Source organism: Ruminococcus sp. OA3 (assembly GCF_022440845.1).
Taxonomy (GTDB): domain Bacteria; phylum Bacillota; class Clostridia; order Lachnospirales; family Lachnospiraceae; genus Ruminococcus_G.
Window position 1 is genome coordinate 3,741,880 of sequence record NZ_JAKNTO010000001.1, and the last position, 17,428, is coordinate 3,759,307.

Annotated in this window: 10 protein-coding genes; 1 reads left to right on the forward strand and 9 read right to left on the reverse strand. The window is 47.8% G+C overall.

Annotated elements, in window-relative coordinates; genetic code table 11:
• Positions 1-4: 4 nt before the first annotated feature.
• Together addA and addB are read right to left on the reverse strand one after the other, a co-directional pair.
• Entirely contained in the window at positions 5-3,670 is a 3,666-nt protein-coding gene (gene addA / locus MCG98_RS17200) for a helicase-exonuclease AddAB subunit AddA (RefSeq protein WP_240303078.1), read from the reverse strand.
• Positions 3,670-7,089: a helicase-exonuclease AddAB subunit AddB gene (gene addB, locus MCG98_RS17205; RefSeq protein ID WP_240303079.1), complete on the reverse strand. Its 3,420-nt coding sequence runs from the start codon at positions 7,087-7,089 to the stop codon at positions 3,670-3,672. Before addB ends, addA begins: the two co-directional genes overlap by 1 nt.
• Positions 7,090-7,444: 355 nt before the next feature.
• Between addB and MCG98_RS17210 the strand changes: the two genes are divergently transcribed.
• A complete protein-coding gene (locus MCG98_RS17210; protein ID WP_240303080.1) occupies positions 7,445-7,900 on the forward strand; it encodes a hypothetical protein in 456 nt (151 codons plus the stop codon).
• A gap of 138 nt (positions 7,901-8,038) precedes the next feature.
• Here the strand turns inward: MCG98_RS17210 and MCG98_RS17215 are convergent, their stop codons facing one another.
• From MCG98_RS17215 to MCG98_RS17245, 7 genes are all read right to left on the reverse strand, one after another.
• Positions 8,039-9,949, reverse strand: coding sequence for an NAD(+) synthase (locus tag MCG98_RS17215; RefSeq protein WP_240303081.1), 1,911 nt, complete (start codon positions 9,947-9,949; stop codon positions 8,039-8,041).
• A gap of 33 nt (positions 9,950-9,982) precedes the next feature.
• Entirely contained in the window at positions 9,983-10,858 is an 876-nt protein-coding gene (gene hslO, locus MCG98_RS17220) for an Hsp33 family molecular chaperone HslO (RefSeq protein WP_240303082.1), read from the reverse strand.
• A 62-nt stretch (positions 10,859-10,920) separates the two neighbouring features.
• Positions 10,921-11,700: a class I SAM-dependent methyltransferase gene (locus MCG98_RS17225; protein WP_275891345.1), complete on the reverse strand. Its 780-nt coding sequence runs from the start codon at positions 11,698-11,700 to the stop codon at positions 10,921-10,923.
• Positions 11,701-11,809: 109 nt separating this feature from the next.
• Positions 11,810-11,983: a DUF4250 domain-containing protein gene (locus MCG98_RS17230; protein WP_240303084.1), complete on the reverse strand. Its 174-nt coding sequence runs from the start codon at positions 11,981-11,983 to the stop codon at positions 11,810-11,812.
• Positions 11,984-11,994: 11 nt separating this feature from the next.
• A complete protein-coding gene (gene clpB / locus MCG98_RS17235) occupies positions 11,995-14,586 on the reverse strand; it encodes an ATP-dependent chaperone ClpB (RefSeq protein ID WP_240303085.1) in 2,592 nt (863 codons plus the stop codon).
• A 188-nt stretch (positions 14,587-14,774) separates the two neighbouring features.
• Positions 14,775-16,199 (reverse strand): C40 family peptidase, encoded by a 1,425-nt coding sequence (locus tag MCG98_RS17240; RefSeq protein WP_240303086.1) that lies wholly within the window; start codon positions 16,197-16,199, stop codon positions 14,775-14,777.
• 147 nt (positions 16,200-16,346) lie between these two features.
• Entirely contained in the window at positions 16,347-17,414 is a 1,068-nt protein-coding gene (locus MCG98_RS17245) for a BMP family ABC transporter substrate-binding protein (RefSeq protein WP_240303087.1), read from the reverse strand.
• Positions 17,415-17,428: the final 14 nt, after the last annotated feature.

The window sequence follows — 17,428 nt, forward strand, 5'->3', positions numbered from 1 at the left end:
TCCCTCATTCACATACAATTGCTCTGCCAAGCGTAACTGAATATATGATTTTCTCTTTCACCGTTTTTCCGGTTGTCCTCATAAGTGCCTGTGCGTAATAGTCCAGCTGTCTGTGATATTTATCAGCCAGTTCCCGCTCACACTGCACCTGGTCTGTTTTATAATCTACCAGGATGATCACATCCTCCTCATAGAAAAAGGCATCGATGATCCCCTGTACTACAATGGTATCGCTGTCCAGAAAATCCGGATCTTTCTCAGAAGCGGGGATGCTCATGGCGAACGGCTGCTCGAGAAACAGGCGTCCTTCCTGCTGCGCGGCTTTCATCCGACTGCCCAAGGGACTTTTGGCCAGACATACAATGTCTTCCGGTTCAACACAAAGCTTCATCGTCTCTGTAATCTTTCCCGCGTCTTCCATCGCTGAAAGCTGACGTCTGACACCCGCTGCACTGTCTGCGCTGCTGTAATCCAGCAGCTGGAACACCCGGTGGTACGCTGTACCGCGGTCTGCCCCTTTTAAAACCTCTTCTCTCTTTTCAATAAACTGCGGAACAAGCGGTATGATATCGGGCTGAAAGTATAGCTCTTCTGCCGGCTCTTCCGTATACGGCTGCTTCAATTCAGATACCGTAAGCTTTACTGGAACATGCTGTTGTTTTTCATATGGATATACAAAGGAGAATCTCTCATCCAGCAGCTGTTTCACCTGCGGATCATAAGTTTTCTGCGCATTCCATTCCAGGAAACGTCTTTTTTCTGCCTGCCTGCCTGCCTGATGCCAGACTTCTTTCTTCGTCAGCTCCTGAAGCGTCAGAATCTGAATAACCAGCTCCACATCCTCCTTCCGGATTTCCTTTCTGTTATGGACAGGTAGTCCATACGCTTCCAGCACTGGCAGAAATGCCCTGTGCCGTACCAGCGAAGGCAATACCCATGACCAGTAATCACGTCCTTTTTCCCTCATCCGCATGGATATCTCATGTGCTTCCTGTGTCAGCACCCCGGCACACTCCCTCACCCTCTTTTCCAGACGGCTGATGGTCCCCACAAGAATCAGCTTTTCCTTTGCCCTCGTCAGAGCCACATACAGTACACGCATTTCCTCTCCCAGACTCTCCATCAGGAGCTGATGCCTGATAACGCCTTTGAGAAGAGTCGGCATCTTGATCCTCCGTTCCGGATCGATACAGTCCACACCGAGTCCGTAGTCCGGATGTATGATAATCCCGGAATTGATATCTCTCAGATTAAATTTTTTTCCCATTCCAGCCAGAAATACAACAGGGAATTCCAGGCCCTTGCTTTTATGAATACTCATAATGCGGACGGTATTCTCATTTTCCCCCGCAATATTCACTTCCCCGTAATCCACGTTGTATTTCTGCAGATATTCGATATAGCGGATAAAATTAAATAACCCCCGGTAGCTTGTTTTTTCATAGTCCCTGGCTTTTTCTATCAGCATCCTGATATTTGCAGCCCGCTGTTCTCCTGCCGGCATAGCCCGCACATACTGTCCATACCCCGTCTCATTCAGGATCGCCAGAATCAGTTCGTGGATCGGCGTATACGGCACACGCCCTCTCATGTCTGAATACACGCTGAAAAACCTGCACAGCTTCTCCTTGAGCACGTCGTCCTCACCGAGGTCCAGATAGCGCCTGCATCCATCGTACAGTTTTCCTTCCGGAAATGCTCTGCGAATGTCTGCCAGTTCCCGGGCAGACACCGAAGCGACAGGCGAATGCAGAACGGCAGCAAACGGAATATCCTGCCGCGGATTATCGCAGATATGCAGATAATTAAGCAGCGTTACGATCTCAATTGCCGTAAAGTAACCGGTTCTCGTGGTCACATAGGAAGGAATCCCCATCGCCTGAAGAATCTTCCCAAAGGTCTCTCCCCAACCACTGACGGTTCTAAGCAGTATGACACAATCTGAATAGCGCATTGGACGGTATGTATTTGCCTGCCTGTCAAAAACCAGTTCCCGTCCTGCCATCTCGCGGATCCTCTGACCAATGATACGCGCCTCCAGTTCCCTCGCCTCCCCTGACATACCTTCCTTTTTCACATCCTCGCCGTCCGACTCCAGCATCAGGACTTCTGTTTTGGGGAATTCCGGATCGTTCCCCTCCGGATAATCCGCTCCGGGATACAGCGCCGCACTCTCATCGTAGGTAACCCCTCCAAAAGAACGGCTCATCAGCTGTTCAAACAGCAGGTTGACAAAACCAAGGACTTCTTTACGGCTTCTGAAATTCCTGTGAAGGTCTATCCGCTGTCTGCTGCTCTCTTTTATGGTGTATGTCTCATACTTTTCCAGAAATAACTGAGGATTTGCCAGACGGAAACGATAAATACTCTGCTTGACATCACCCACCATAAAGATGTTGCAGACCCCGTCTTCATGCCTCGACACGCTCGTCAGCAGCATTTCCTGAACATAATTACTGTCCTGATATTCGTCAATTAGTATCTCTTCAAACTGCTGTGAAAGTTCACTCGCTGCCTGAGAACGGACACAGCTTCCATCATCCTTTTTCTCAATAAGAATCTGCAGCGCCAGATGTTCCATATCGGTAAAATCCAGCAGATTCTTCTGTCTTTTTTTCAGCGCAAATCTCTCAGAAAACGCGAGTGTCAGGTCAATGAGGCTGCCCATCACGGGTGAACAGCTTCTCATGCACTGAAAAACGTCTTCCCCGGACATGATAAAGTACTGGCTCTGCAGCTCCCCCACGATCTCTTTGACCGTCTCTCTGCCAGCCTTGGCGCGCTCTTTGAGCACATCCGATACCGCGGCATCTTTTTTTGAGGAAAGCCGTTCCCATTTATGTTCTTTCAATACTGCATGAATCTCATCATAATCATCGGTATTGATCAATCTGTCAAGTAATGCCGCGTCTGCTTCGAGCGCCGGCAGATAGGCGTACGGCCCCTCCTCAGCCTGTGCTGTTTTTATATTTTCCGCAGCCTGGCAGACTGCCTCCTCGATCTTCTGACGAACATCCGACCAGAAAAGTTCCATCCACTGAGAGGCAAATAACTCCTCCCTGGTCTGCACATCATAGACGCTTCTGCAGTATTCAAGCCATTCCTCCGGCCATGGATGACTGGTCGAGAGCTCATACAGCTGAAGGATCAGCTCTTCCAGAACTTCATCTGTCTTTCCCGGGGCATAACACTCCACAAGACGGTGAAAATCATCGCTTCCGAGAGCATACGCCTCTTCCAGAATCTCCCCGAGTACATCAGATTTCAGGAGCTTCAGTTCCCCTTCATCCGCAGTCCTGTACCCTGGATCCAGATCTATCAGATGAAAATAATTTCGAATCACATAGGCACAAAATCCGTCAATCGTATTGATCTGTGCATTGTGAATGTAGGCTACCTGCCGTTTCAGGTGTTCGTTATCCGGCTCCTCCGTCAGTCTGTCATCCAGCGCCTTCAGGATTCTTTCTTTCATCTCCCCGGCAGCTGCTCTGGTAAATGTCACAACAAGGAGATGATCGATATCTACGGGATCTTCCCTGCGGGTGACCATGGTCAGGATTCTTTCCACCAGGACGGCTGTTTTACCGGATCCGGCAGCAGCACTGACCAGAATATCGCGGTTGTGCAGGCTGATCACCTGTTCCTGTTCCTGTGTCCATTTCACTCCCATCACTCATCCTCCTCTTTCATCCTCTTCCACAGTTCATCATCAGAAAACTGGGGGAGCCTGCGGTATTCATATCCCCGGATACGCTCATCAAATCCACACGCCGTGCGGTAAGCACAGTATTCACACGCATTCTTCTGACCAATCTGATACGGGTTGGCTTCTGCCACCCCATCCATGATCTGTCTGCCAAGCTCTTTGATTTTATCATTGACAAATGAAGTCAGTGCCTCAAACTGTTCTTCCCGTATGACAGATGATGCCTTAGAACAGCTTCCGTCCTTATTCATGGACAGTGGAAATACACTGGATGTCTTCCTTCCGGTCCCGCCAAGCGTGTGATCCAGCCTGTTCAGAACTTCCGGATCTGCGTTTGCCAGCCCGTTCATCCGCAGTTCTTTGAGCATATCCTGTTCGATCAGTGTTTTACTCTCCTGCCATTCCCCTGTGATCAGAGGGTCTTTGATCTGGTAATAGAAAATACCTGCCGGATGTATCTGTTTATCCGGACGTTCTTTTTTTTCCAGTTCCATCGCTGCATTCAGATATACCACGAGCTGAAGCGACAGTCCGTGATACAGCTCTGTCAGGTCCAGTGAGCGGTTCCCTGTTTTATAATCGATCACTTTTACGTAGCAGTCATCCTCTGATTCATACGTATCCACACGGTCAATTCTGCCCTGCAGTTTTATCCGGGTTTCCTCATCCAGCTGAAACTGTGCAGCATCCAGTTCATCCTGCATCGCAAAAGACACTTCAAAACGGCTGGGCTCAAAATCCCCGCATTTTAACTGTTCCTGCAACGCCCATATACTCCGTTCCAGAAGTCGCCTGCAACGCCGGATCATATAATGATTTCTGGCGGAACTTTTCAGTATGGTATTTCCGTATTCCTCGAACAGGCCATTAACGCTGGCATCCAGAAGCCTTTTTGCATCCTCCCCGGACAGTTCTTTCCATGACAGCCCTTCTTTTTTCAAAAGTCGTGCAAAACGCTCCAGTGCCTCATGCAGGACGTTTCCCATATCCATCGCTTTAAACTCATAACGGACACGTTCTGAAAGCTTCAGCCCATACTGCAGAAAATGTGCATATGCACATGCCGCAAATGTTTCCAGCCTCGTCGCACTGTTTTTTAATTCCCTCCCATATAGCGAAAGCGCAGCCGCCCTGCCTATACGGTCTTCCGGTTTTTCATAAAATGCCGCTTCCACCAGACGTCTCGTCCACTCACGGTACTCTTCCCGGCTCCAGTACCATCCAAACAGTTCATACCATCCGACATCTTCCTGCCCCTGTGCAGCCGCCTGGAGCCCCTGTACCATTGTATCCATTCCCTGCGCCGGCGTCTCCAGCTTCATATACTCTGCTTCCATCCGGTTGTCCTCTTCCACAGCCAGCTTTGGAAACATCTTCTGAATCGTTCCGATCAGATAAGCGGGCGATGCTGACTCCCCGCCCGCTTTCATATGTGTGTAAGACAGATACAGCTCCATGGAGGGCTTCGTCAGGATCAGATAAAGGTAAAACCGCTGAATCCCGATATCCTCACGCATCGTCGGTGCCAGTTCAATATCATGCGCTTTGATAAGCTCCCGTTCAGCCTCTGTCAGGATTCCGCAGCTCTCTCCGCGCTGCGGAATCACACCTTCATTGACACCGACAAAAAACAGAACCTTTACAGATGCAAGACGCGTTCGTTTTACATCCCCGACCATAACCTGGTCTGCAGTCGGCGGAATGATCCCCACCTGCACCTGCAGAAAACCTGCCTCAAGAATCTGCTGATATTCCTGTCTTGTTACCTTCTCCTCCCCCAGCACATCCACAAGTTTGTCAAACATTCCCATGATGATACCGAAAATCTGTGCATATTCCTTGACCAGAGCCTGTTTTCCCTGCTTCTGAAATTCAAGTTCCCGGATCTTTAATTTCTGCTGAATACGGGATTTTACGATAAAGTGGTACAGCGCTGTGGTCCTGGCAGCAACAGTACCTTCCGGCCCCTTAAATTCTTCTGTGAAGTCTTTGATCTCTGCTACAAACTTTACGCGGATTCGTTCAACTTCCGCCAGATCTCTCTCCTGCATGCCGCGGAATGTCCGCGTCCACGGCGCACTCCATTGCTTAAATCCCCGGATGCCCAGTGCGATCGCATAATTTTCAATGGTGTCGATTTCATCGGGTGTCAAATCAGACATGCCGGTACGCAGATAACGGAACACACTCTCATACTTAAATCCCGTGATCAGCATATCCAGCGCCGCACGCACATACTCTACAAATGGATTCATCAGAACCGACTGTTTCCGGTCAATAAAGCAGGGAATATGCTCGCGTTCAAACGCCTGCACTGCGTAACTCTCATACCCGCCAAGATCCCCCGTAATCACCGCGATGTCCTGATAGCGCAGCGATCTGGTCCGGATAAGTCTGCGGATCATACGTACTGTCCATTCCATCTCCTCCAGAGGATTAGCCGCTGCCCGGATATGAATCTCCTCAGGCTCCTTACGATACCTGGCTGCCGACTGCCTGAACAGATGAGACTCCAGAAATGAAAGTGCGGGAGTTTGGGAAAATCTGCCCTCTGTCCTCCCATCCAGATGCCTCTTTGCAATCTCCACGTGTTCCTCCAGCGCCAGATGAGACAGGCGGTAAACCATATCATAGCTCATATAAAACAGCTGTTGAGTCTGCCTTTTCTGAAAGGTGGTTTTTTTTTCATCCAGTGTAACGGTCACGTACACATCACGGCACATGGCGAGCAGCCGCCTTATCACCTGATACTGCACTGGTGTAAAGCCGGTAAAGCCATCGAGCACAACGGTGCTTCCATTCAGACTGCTTGCCCTTACCATCACACGGCACAACACGTCCAGCACCTCCTCAGGCGTGACATAACGGCTTTTCATATAATCAGAAAACTCCTGATAAATGATTTTGACATCTGACAGTTTGCGGAACAGCAGCGACTGCTCCCCCGCACATTCCATCAGTATGTCTATACCTTCCGGGCTGATCTGGTACTGCATAAGCTCCGATATCATAGATTTCATCTCATTGATATAACCGGGCTTCTTTAAATTGGCGCCGAGAAAGCCCAGCTTTTTTTTCTGCTGCTGTGCAATTTTCTGCAGCACAAAAGACTTGCCCGTATCATCCAGCAGAGGATTCAGGTTTCCTCCAACTTCATCGAATACGCGGTAAGCAAGCCTTTGAAAACTTAAAATATCAATATTCAGCACAGCATGTCCCGGATGAAGGTCCACAACCTCTTTCTGCGTCTGCATGGTAAACTGTTCAGGTACCAGTATCAGATAATCCCGACTGGGATTTTTTACGGATTCCTCAATGACCTTGCGGTAAACCATATAAGATTTCCCTGCCCCAGCGCTGCCTGTTATAAGATGTAATGCCATATATTTCTCCTTTACTGCCATGTCTGCCCGTATTCTAACATTATGCCTTGGGCACTAAATTCCTCCTTCGCCTCTCGGCTCGTACTCATTAAGTGTCCAGGCATCTATTCTCACTAGGCTCGCAAGTACCTCGCCAAGTGTTCATATTATACCATGGATACTAAATTCCCCCTTCGCCTCTCGGCTCGTACTCATTAAGTGTCCAGGCATCTATTCTCACTAGGCTCGCAAGTACCTCGCCAAGTGTTCATATTATACCACAGACTTTGTTTTAGAAAAAGCTGCATCATCCCCATGCATATTTTTGTCCCTCCGCTAATATGATAATAAAGAGAATACGAAAAGGAGTGTGTCTATGAGTTCAAAAACGAAAATCGTCGTATTACATATGAAAGAAGTTATTTATACTGCTATCTTTCTCACCCTGGCTATTTTGCTTATCATCCTTCTCTTTGTCATGTTCGGGCCGAAAAAGAGCACCGCAACCAGCGCTGACGCAAGTGAAGAAACTGCTGAGCAGCAATATGTCGCCGGGGTTTACACCACCTCCATCGAACTGAATGACAATACGTTCGACGTGCAGGTAACGGTTGATTCCGATCATATCAATTCGATCGAGCTGATCAATCTGAGCGAGAGCGCCACTGCAATGTATCCTCTCATGGAGCCTACACTCGATGCACTGGCAGAACAGATTTATCAAAAACAGTCCACAGAAAATATTACCTATGAGGATGACAACAAGTATACCTCCATGCTGCTTTTGGAGGCAATAAAAACGGCACTGTCAAAGGCAGTGCCGCAGTCCTGATTTATTTTTTAATGTATAGGAACCTTAGTCTCCTATACATTAGAAACATTCCGCAGGATCGCTCAACAGCGGAAAGGAAGAGATCGCTGGCGTGACCCTCCGCAGGCGGAGATTGTCCCTGGCGCAATCTTTTTTGCCTTAAAGCTGCTCCAGCTCATCCATCCAGATGCGCACACAGGCGTCGCTCGGCATTCTCCAGTCTCCTCTCGGGGAGACTGCCACACTACCGATCTTCGGTCCGTCCGGCAGACAGGAGCGTTTAAACTGCTGTGAAAAAAATCGGCGGTAAAATATGATCAGCCATTTTTTTATCGTCTCTGTATCATAGAGACCCTGGAATGCCTTCTGTGCAATACGGTATATCTTAGCAGGCGAAAATCCCACGCGCAGCATATAATACAGATAAAAGTCATGAAGCTCATACGGTCCGACAAGATCTTCCGTCTTCTGTGAGATCATTCCGTCTTTCGGAGGCAGCAGTTCCGGACTTACCGGTGTGTCCAGTACATCCAGCAGAATCCCGGATAGTTTTTCGTCCTGGCAGGTATCCGCAAAGTATTTCACCAGATGACGCACCAGGGTCTTCGGTACGGAAGCATTGACACCGTACATAGACATGTGATCACCGTTATACGTAGCCCATCCGAGTGCCAGCTCAGAAAGGTCTCCTGTACCGATCACCATACCGCCCGCCTGATTTGCCACATTCATCAAAACCTGCGTCCGTTCCCTTGCCTGTGCATTTTCATACGTTACGTCATGGACTTCGATATCGTGTCCGATATCACGCAGGTGAAGCGTCACCGCTTCTTTAATGTCAATCTCCCTCAGCTCAGCCCCGAGACAGCGCGTCAGTTCACATGCATTCTGGTACGTCCGATCTGTCGTTCCAAAGCATGGCATTGTCACCGCTGTTATCTCTTTTCTGTCTTTTCCAAGTATATCAAAAGCGCGCGCCGTTACGAGAAGCGCCAGAGTCGAATCCAGTCCTCCCGAAATACCTATGACTGCATTTTTGCAGTTTGTATGCTCCAGCCGCTTTTTAAGTCCCATCGTCTGTATATTCAAAATCTCATCACATCGCTTGTCTCTGTCCTCTTTCCGGCTGGGCACAAAAGGCTGCGGATCAAAGTAACGGTCGAGCTTAGTCTCCTCCACAGTCAGAGAAAAATCTGACACATAGTAACCATGTCCACTCTGCGCGGGATAAGTCGTCATTTTTCTCCGCTCCGAGATCAGCCTCTGGATATCAATGTCCGCATAGACCGTCTCGTTCTTAAAACGTTCCGCCTCCGCAAGCAGCTTTCCATTTTCAGAGATCAGATTATGCCCTCCGAACACAAGGTCTGTCGTCGATTCCCCCTCTCCCGCTGTCGCATACAGATATCCACAGATCAGGCGGGCCGCCTGGCTCGTCACCAGACCGCTTCTGTACTCATCTTTTCCCGTCTCCTCGTCGCTGGCCGAAAGATTTACGATCACAGTTGCGCCGGCAAGTGCATGACTTACGCTCGGGGGATTCGGCGCCCAGAGATCCTCACAGATTTCTGCTGCTACTGCAAGCCCCGGAACCGAACTGCATCGAAACAGCTGATTCGTACCAAACGGTATCTGCTCACCGTTTATTTCCAGCCACCTTGCAGTTTCAGGTCCGCTAGCAAAATGACGACCTTCATAAAACTCCCGGTATGACGGTATATGTGTTTTTGGAACCATACCAAGAATTTTCCCCTGGCTGAAGGCAGCCGCTGCATTATACAGTTTACCGTCCGCCTCTATCGGTAAGCCGATAAAAATAAGTGCATTTACATCCGCGGTATCGCGGACGATCCTTAAAAGCTGTTCTTTCGCCGAATAAAGGAGCCGGTCCTGCCAGAACAGATCCCCGCAAGTATATCCGGTTATGCAAAGCTCCGGAAGCACCATGATCTTTGCTTTTTGATGCTCCATTTCGCGTATCAGCGCAATCGCCTGATCTGCATTGTGAATACAGTCAGCCACCTTAATCTTCGGCGTCCCCGCCGCTGTCTTGATAAATCCCTGTTTCATTCTTACCTCCTGTTCCCTTTTCCCACACTCAGTTTATCGGACCAGATTCCGCAGTTCTTTCAGCTCTTCAACGGAGAATCCGTAGTCCGTACCGCAGAAGTGGCAGTTCAGGACCACTTCTTTTCCGTCATCGATCATTTCCTGCAGGTCCTTTTTGCCGACACTCATCAGCGCCTTGGCAACCCGCTGTTTACTGCAGTTGCAGTAGAATTCCGCCGAAACAGTGTCATTTATAATCAGTCCCAGATTACCCAGCAATTTTTCAAGCAGCATTTCCGGAGTGTTCCCCGCATCAAGCAGTTCAGTCACAGATGACACCGCTTTTAGATTCTGTTCAAGTGCAGCGATTGTTTTTTCTTCTGCAAATGGCATCAGCTGTATGATAAACCCTCCCGCCTGCTTTACCGTATTATCATGTTCCATCAGAACTCCCAGTCCGACGGATGACGGAACCTGCTGACTCGTCGCAAAATAATACGTCAGATCCTCAGCGATCTCACTGGTCTGCAGCATTGTCTGTCCGCTGTATGGTTCTTTAAGTCCAAGATCCATGATTACATTCAGAAAGCCCGGACCGACCGCCGTAGCCACATCCAGCTTTCCTTTTCTATTTGCCGGGATCACGACGTTTGGATTTCCGACATACCCTTTTACCCTGCCCCTGGAATCCGCCGTAACCGTAATCCCTGCAAGCGGCCCTCCTGCCTTGATCTGCAGTGTCAGCAGGTCTTTGTCTCCCTTCATCATGACTCCCATCATTGTCCCAGCGCTCAGCAGGCGTCCAAGCGCAGCAGTAGCCACGGGGCTTGTATTGTGCGTCGCCCTTGCATGTTCCACCAAATCTCTCGTTGTCGCAGCAAATGCCCGTACCTGTCCTTCTGCCGCCGTTGCCCTCACTATATAATCCATATTTTATCCTTCCTGTCTTTCCTTTATCATTTACCGAAAATCACGTTTCTATGATTCCCGTCTTATTTTCCATGTTCTCTTGCGATTACATAGATGCGTTCACTCTCAGGCGCCGGCTGATCTCTCGTAAATGCATCATACGCAGTCACAAACTCCATTCCCGCCTGTTCCAGAAGGGCCGTGACCTTCTGTATGGAATATGCACGCTGATAATGGACTTCCTCATACTTCCGGTACAGTCCGTCATCACCTTCCGGAATAAAAATTGCCAGTTCGTATTCATTGCACATGGATTCCCGGTCATAATAGTTGTCCCAGATAAAACTGGCCTCCTTCCTGTTTTCGGCAATTGTCTGTTCTCCCATAAGCGTCTGATATTTATATTCGGTATTCAGGTCGAACACAAAGACTCCTCCCGGGTCCAGATAATTATTGACCAGGCAGAACACCTCCAGCAGTTCTTCGTCCTCCAGAATGTAATTCAGAGAATCACAGACACTCACCACTGCACGGACAGTCCCGTACAGTTCGAATTCGCGCATATCCTGCTGAAGATACAGTATCTCCAGGCCAGCCTGTATTCTTTTTTCCTGGGCAATCTCCAGCATGTCGTCTGACAGATCCACACCGATCATATCATAACCCGACGCTGCCAGCCGCTGTGTCATGCTGCCGGTACCACATCCCAGCTCCAGAACCAGCCCTTCATTTACCCCGTACTCTCTCAGCAGTTCAATAAGATAATCGCTCCAGGCATCGTAGTCAATATCGTCCATGAACATGTCATACACCTGTGCGAAACTCTGGTATGCTTCCATTGTCCTCTCCTCTTCATTTCTCAATATATGAATTTTATCACCGAATGGAAGCCGGGGCAAGAAAAAGTCATGTTAATCCACAGAAAAAGAAAGCAGACACCTTCGCAGCATCTGCTTTCTTTACTTTATTTCATTACACAAACTGATTATTTCCATCGTCATATTCATAATCGATGGCTTTCAGTTTCCTTACAAGTTCCTGCTCATTGATACCCAGAGCTCCGCACAGTTCCTGCAGACTGGGATAATGATCTCTTAGCTGAGTGTTGACGTAGCTCAGCAACATGACAGGGTCTTTTGGTATCATATTTTCACCTCTTACATTACATTCTGTACAGCAGCCTTCAGTTCATTGTCTTCTTCATCAATGAAGATCACATCGCCTGCCTTTACATCTCCCGACAATATCCTTTTTGCAGCTAGCGTCTCTACATGTTTCTGCAGATAGCGCTTCAACGGGCGGGCTCCGTATACGGGATCATAACCACCCTCGATCACATGCTCTTTTGCAGCATCTGACAATGTGATGGACAGTTCCTGGTCATGAAGTCTCCTGTTCAGTTCATCCATCAGCAGATCTACGATCCTGCCGATATTCTCTTTCGTCAGCGGCTTAAACAGAATAATTTCGTCAAGACGGTTCAGAAACTCCGGCCTGAAGTGCGCCCGCAGATCCTGATTTACCATCTCTGCACATTCCTCTCTTATCTCTCCACTCTCTGTAATGCCTTCCAGCAGATAGGAGGAACCGATATTTGATGTCATAATCAGTATCGTATTTTTAAAATCTACAGTTCTTCCCTGTGAATCTGTGATCCTGCCGTCGTCCAGGACCTGCAGAAGTACATTGAAGACATCCGGATGCGCTTTTTCGATCTCGTCAAACAGCACGACCGAATATGGTTTTCTGCGAACCGCCTCTGTCAGCTGTCCGCCTTCCTCATAACCGACGTATCCCGGAGGCGCTCCGATCAGTCTGGACACAGAATATTTCTCCATATATTCACTCATATCGATGCGGACCATATTCTGTTCATCGTCAAACAGATTCAGTGCCAGTGTCTTCGCCAGCTCTGTTTTTCCGACTCCTGTAGGTCCGAGGAACAGGAATGAACCGATCGGCTTTGTAGGGTCTTTAATGCCCGCCTTTGAGCGGATGATCGCATCCGTCACTTTACTCACAGCTTCATCCTGTCCAATCACCCGCTCATGAAGGATATCTTCCAGACCCAGAATCTTGCTGCGCTCACCTTCTGTGAGTTTCGCGACAGGAATTCCGGTCCACCGTGATACGATTCTGGCAATTTCCTCATCGGTCACACTCTCATGCACCAGAGACAGATCGGCATCTTTCACCCGTTCTTCTTCGATGCGCAGCTGCTCCTGCAGTTTTGGCAGTTCCCCGTACTGCAGCTCTGCTGCCTTTTCCAGGTCGTAGTCTCTCTGTGCCTTCTGAATCCTCTGGTTCATTTCCTCAATCTGTTCACGCAGTTTTGAAAGTTTGTCTACTGAAGTTTTTTCATTCTCCCACTGTGCTTTCTGCGCATTAAACTCGTCTTTCAGTTCCGCCAGTTCACGCTGCAGATGATTCAGACGATCGAGGCTCAGCTTATCCGTTTCTTTTTTAAGCGCCGCCTCCTCAATTTCCATCTGCATGATCTTTCTCTGCAGTTCATCGAGCTCTGCAGGCAGTGAATCCAGCTCTGTCTTGATCAGAGCGCACGCTTCATCTACAAGGTCGATCGCCTTATCCGGCAGGAAACGGTCTGATATATAACGCTGTGACAGAGTCGCCGCTGCAACAAGCGCACCGTCGGTTATCTTAACTCCGTGATATACCTCATACCGTTCTTTCAGTCCGCGAAGGATAGAAATCGTGTCTTCCACACTCGGCTCATCCACCATAACCGGCTGGAACCTGCGCTCCAAAGCCGCATCCTTCTCAATATACTGCCTGTATTCATCGAGTGTAGTGGCACCTATACAGTGCAGCTCGCCGCGTGCCAGCATAGGTTTCAGCATATTGCCTGCGTCCATCGCCCCTTCTGTCTTGCCGGCTCCCACGATCAGATGAAGTTCATCGATAAATAAGATGATTCTGCCTTCACTCTTACGCACTTCCTCCAGCACCGCTTTCAGACGCTCCTCAAACTCGCCGCGATATTTTGCTCCCGCCACAAGTGCCCCCATGTCCAGAGCAAATATTTTCTTATCTTTCAGTCCTTCCGGCACATCACCGCGAACAATACGCTGTGCCAGCCCTTCCACAACTGCTGTCTTTCCGACTCCGGGTTCACCTATCAGTACCGGGTTGTTTTTTGTCTTCCTGGACAGGATACGGATTACATTTCGGATTTCAGAATCACGTCCGATCACCGGGTCCAGTTTCTGGTCTCTGGCTTTGTCCACCAGATCTTCTCCATATTTATTCAGTGTATCATATGTCGCTTCCGGATTATCACTCGTGACACGCTGATTACCGCGAACCGTACTCAGTGCCTGTAAAAAGCGCTCCTTCGTAATTCCATATTCCCTGAAAAGTTCCTTCACAGCCGGGCTCGGATGCTTCAGCATGGACAGAAAGAGATGTTCTACAGAGACATATTCGTCTCCCATATGCTTTGCTTCGTCCTCAGCCCCAACCAAAGTTTTATTCAGATACTGTCCAATATATGGATTTCCACCCGACACTTTCGTTCTCGCTTCAATCGCCTGTTCCACACGGTTCAGGAAATGTTCTTTCTGGATTTCCATCTTTTCTATCATTTTCAGTATCAGACTGTCTTCCTGTTTCAAAAGATTGTACAGTAAATGCTCCTGTTCAATCTCCTGATTGCCAAACTCGTATGCTGTTTTTTCAAGGTCCTGTACCGCCTGTAATGATTTCTGTGTAAATTTACTGATATTCATAATACTCCCTCCTGTCTATTTCCAAAACAGTATTCTCTTACCGTCTCATGATTTTTGTTTGTTCTATAACTACTATAACACATATTTTTTAAATTGCAAGCTTTTTTTGCTGCAACTTTAATTTTCTTATTGCACAAAAATAACGGTATGACCTTTCCGGCCATACCGTTATTATCTTTCATTTACTATCAGATTACACGTCTTACTGCAAGAATTGTTCTGTATGCAGCATTTCCGCTGATTTTAATTCCATCTCTCTCATTGCTGGCATGTACAATGGAACCGCCGCCCATGTAGATCGCAACATGCCCTGAATAACAGATGATATCTCCCGGCATAGCCTGTGAGTAAGATACGCCTGTCCCGCAGGATCTCATTGCAGATGAGGAATGAGGAAGTGAGACGCCGAATTTTTCATATACTTTCATAATAAATCCGGAACAGTCTGCACCGTTTGTCAGACTTTCGCCGCCCCATACATATGGATTTCCTACAAACTGAGTAGCATAGTTGACAACCGACTGCCCCGTGCCGCTGTAAGAAACATCGCCTGATGAATCGCTGTCATCATCATAACTGCTATCGTCATTCTCTTCATAACTGCTGTCATCGGATGAATCTTCACTGCCATTGTCGTCACTGTCATCATTGTCGTAGCTGCTGTTATCATCACTTTCATCGTCATGACTGCTATTATCGGATGATGCGTTATCGCTGTCTTCAGATGAATCATTGTCGTCATAAGAAGAATCATGATTGGAAGATTCATCAGAGCTGTCTTCCTCATCATTTGACTCAGCTTCTGCCTGTCTGGCTGCTTCAGCTGCCGCTTCTTTTCTTGCCGCCTCAGCTGCTGCCTTTCTGGCTGCCTCTTCTGCTGCTTTGCGTTTTGCTTCTTCGATCTGAGCCAGTTCGGCTGTCTGCTGCTCAATCAGAGCTTTGTACTGTGCTGCCTGCTGTTCTGCTACAGCAATCTGATTTGCATAGTCTGATGAAGTTGCTTTCTTTTCTTCCAGCGCTGATTCGAGTGCTGTTTCCTGTTCTTTATAGTCATTCTGCATAACTTCCAGGTCAGCTTTCTCTGTTGCCAGCTGGTTTCCAAGATCTGTCACCTGCTGTACAGTTTCTTTATACTCTTCCAGCTTATCTCTGTCGTAATCATAAAGCTGCTGTGTGTATTCAGCCTTATTCAGCATGGCGGACACATTTTCCTCTGAGAGGACCATCTGTGCCCATCCTGATGAACCACCGTTGCGATATATGTAATCCATACGAGTCTTCATATCTTCGTACTGCTTGTCCCGCGTTGCCTCTGCTTCCTGCAGTTTGGCCTTTGTTTCTTCAATCTCAGCCTGTTTCTGAGAAATTTCTTCTGTCAGCACATCGATAGCAACCATAATGTCTACCAGCTGAGCGTCCATCTGATCGATCTCTGCCTGCAGAGCTTCTTTCTGTACTTCCAAATTGTAAATCTGACTGTTCGTCGCTTCAAGCTGACTGCTTGTAGCCGCTTTCTCATTTCTTAAATCAGATTCTCTGTCAGCCAGTGCCGGTACAACCTGCATTGACGATATAACTATGGCCAAAAACAGACATAAGAATTTTTTCTTCATATCTCACGACTCCTTAAATTACGATTTCATGTTTCGTTCCGTTATGTTTCATTCCCGTAATATTTATGAAACACTTTTTTCATTTCGTTTACAAGTGTACCACATAATTTACATAAAAGCAACCATAAAATGTAATTTAAGGCATTCTTACTCATCGAAACTTAACGCAATATTCGCTATTTCACCGTCTTTTTCCTGCAGATTCTTAATCTTATCTTCTGACACTTTAACTTCCTCATCCACAATTTTTGTAACAATTAGATTGTAGTCATCCGCCGTAAAATTTTGAAACGAGGAGTTTTCCAGGTTCAGGCCGACTCCATCGTTCGAAAGATCCATTACTTCCTGTTTTTTACCCTGAAAATCCTTTCCAAATGCCCCGCCGAGTGTATTATAGATAACGTCGTTTACACTTTTTACAGCTGAAGTCAGAACCGCGGCGGAGACCTGTGACTGATCTGTATCAGACGCGATCACTTTGCCGTTTTTTTGTTCCGCCGCTTTTATGACAGCTGTACCGATCGAACCTCCATTTGAAAAGATCACTTCACAGCCATTCTCAAACCAGTCTCCCGCCACAGCCATAATTGCAGGTGAAATTTCATTTGTTCCCATATAACTGTACCGAAGCTGAACCGCGTCTTTCTCAAGTTTCATCTCAGATGCTGCATAGTTTGCCCCCTGGACAAAACCGCTTCCGTAAAGCTCAATGCTTTCTTCCTCCTGTCCCCCCATGAATCCCAGATTCTTATAACCTTCTTTCACAGCAGCATACCCCGCAAGAAATCCAGCCTGCGCTTCATTATAAACAATTGCATGAGTATTCCTTCTGAGTTTTGCCTTGCCGCCCTTTTCCTTACGCGGTGCACCATCCAGAATAATAAATTTAACTTTCTTATATTTTTTCTGCATCGTATACAGTGGCACTTCAAATTCTTCGCCGTATCCGATGACAACCTGAGCCCCTGCGTCAGCAGCTTCCTTTACTGCTACCATATAATCATCCGATGTGTTTTTTGCCACACTGTGAGTCGACAGCAGAAGTCCGTTTTCAGCCGCGTACTGCTGTGCAGATTCTTTAATCGCATTCGTCATATCACCTTCCTGCGATGCCTCCGTTATAATGGCAATGTCTTCCGTACTTTCCTTCTTCTCACACCCGCTGACTGATATCATGATCAGCAGCAGTGCCGTCATCCCTAAATATTTCTTCATCTTTTGTCCCCTTT

What these genes read in the sequence shown, in the direction of transcription:
- addA (WP_240303078.1), bottom strand. Translation starts at nt 3,670, where the DNA reads ATGGGAGTGAAATGGACACAGGAACAGGAACAGGTGATCAGCCTGCAC.
- addB (WP_240303079.1), bottom strand. Translation starts at nt 7,089, where the DNA reads ATGGCATTACATCTTATAACAGGCAGCGCTGGGGCAGGGAAATCTTAT.
- MCG98_RS17210 (WP_240303080.1), top strand. Translation starts at nt 7,445, where the DNA reads ATGAGTTCAAAAACGAAAATCGTCGTATTACATATGAAAGAAGTTATT.
- MCG98_RS17215 (WP_240303081.1), bottom strand. Translation starts at nt 9,949, where the DNA reads ATGAAACAGGGATTTATCAAGACAGCGGCGGGGACGCCGAAGATTAAG.
- hslO (WP_240303082.1), bottom strand. Translation starts at nt 10,858, where the DNA reads ATGGATTATATAGTGAGGGCAACGGCGGCAGAAGGACAGGTACGGGCA.
- MCG98_RS17230 (WP_240303084.1), bottom strand. Translation starts at nt 11,983, where the DNA reads ATGATACCAAAAGACCCTGTCATGTTGCTGAGCTACGTCAACACTCAG.
- clpB (WP_240303085.1), bottom strand. Translation starts at nt 14,586, where the DNA reads ATGAATATCAGTAAATTTACACAGAAATCATTACAGGCGGTACAGGAC.
- MCG98_RS17240 (WP_240303086.1), bottom strand. Translation starts at nt 16,199, where the DNA reads ATGAAGAAAAAATTCTTATGTCTGTTTTTGGCCATAGTTATATCGTCA.
- MCG98_RS17245 (WP_240303087.1), bottom strand. Translation starts at nt 17,414, where the DNA reads ATGAAGAAATATTTAGGGATGACGGCACTGCTGCTGATCATGATATCA.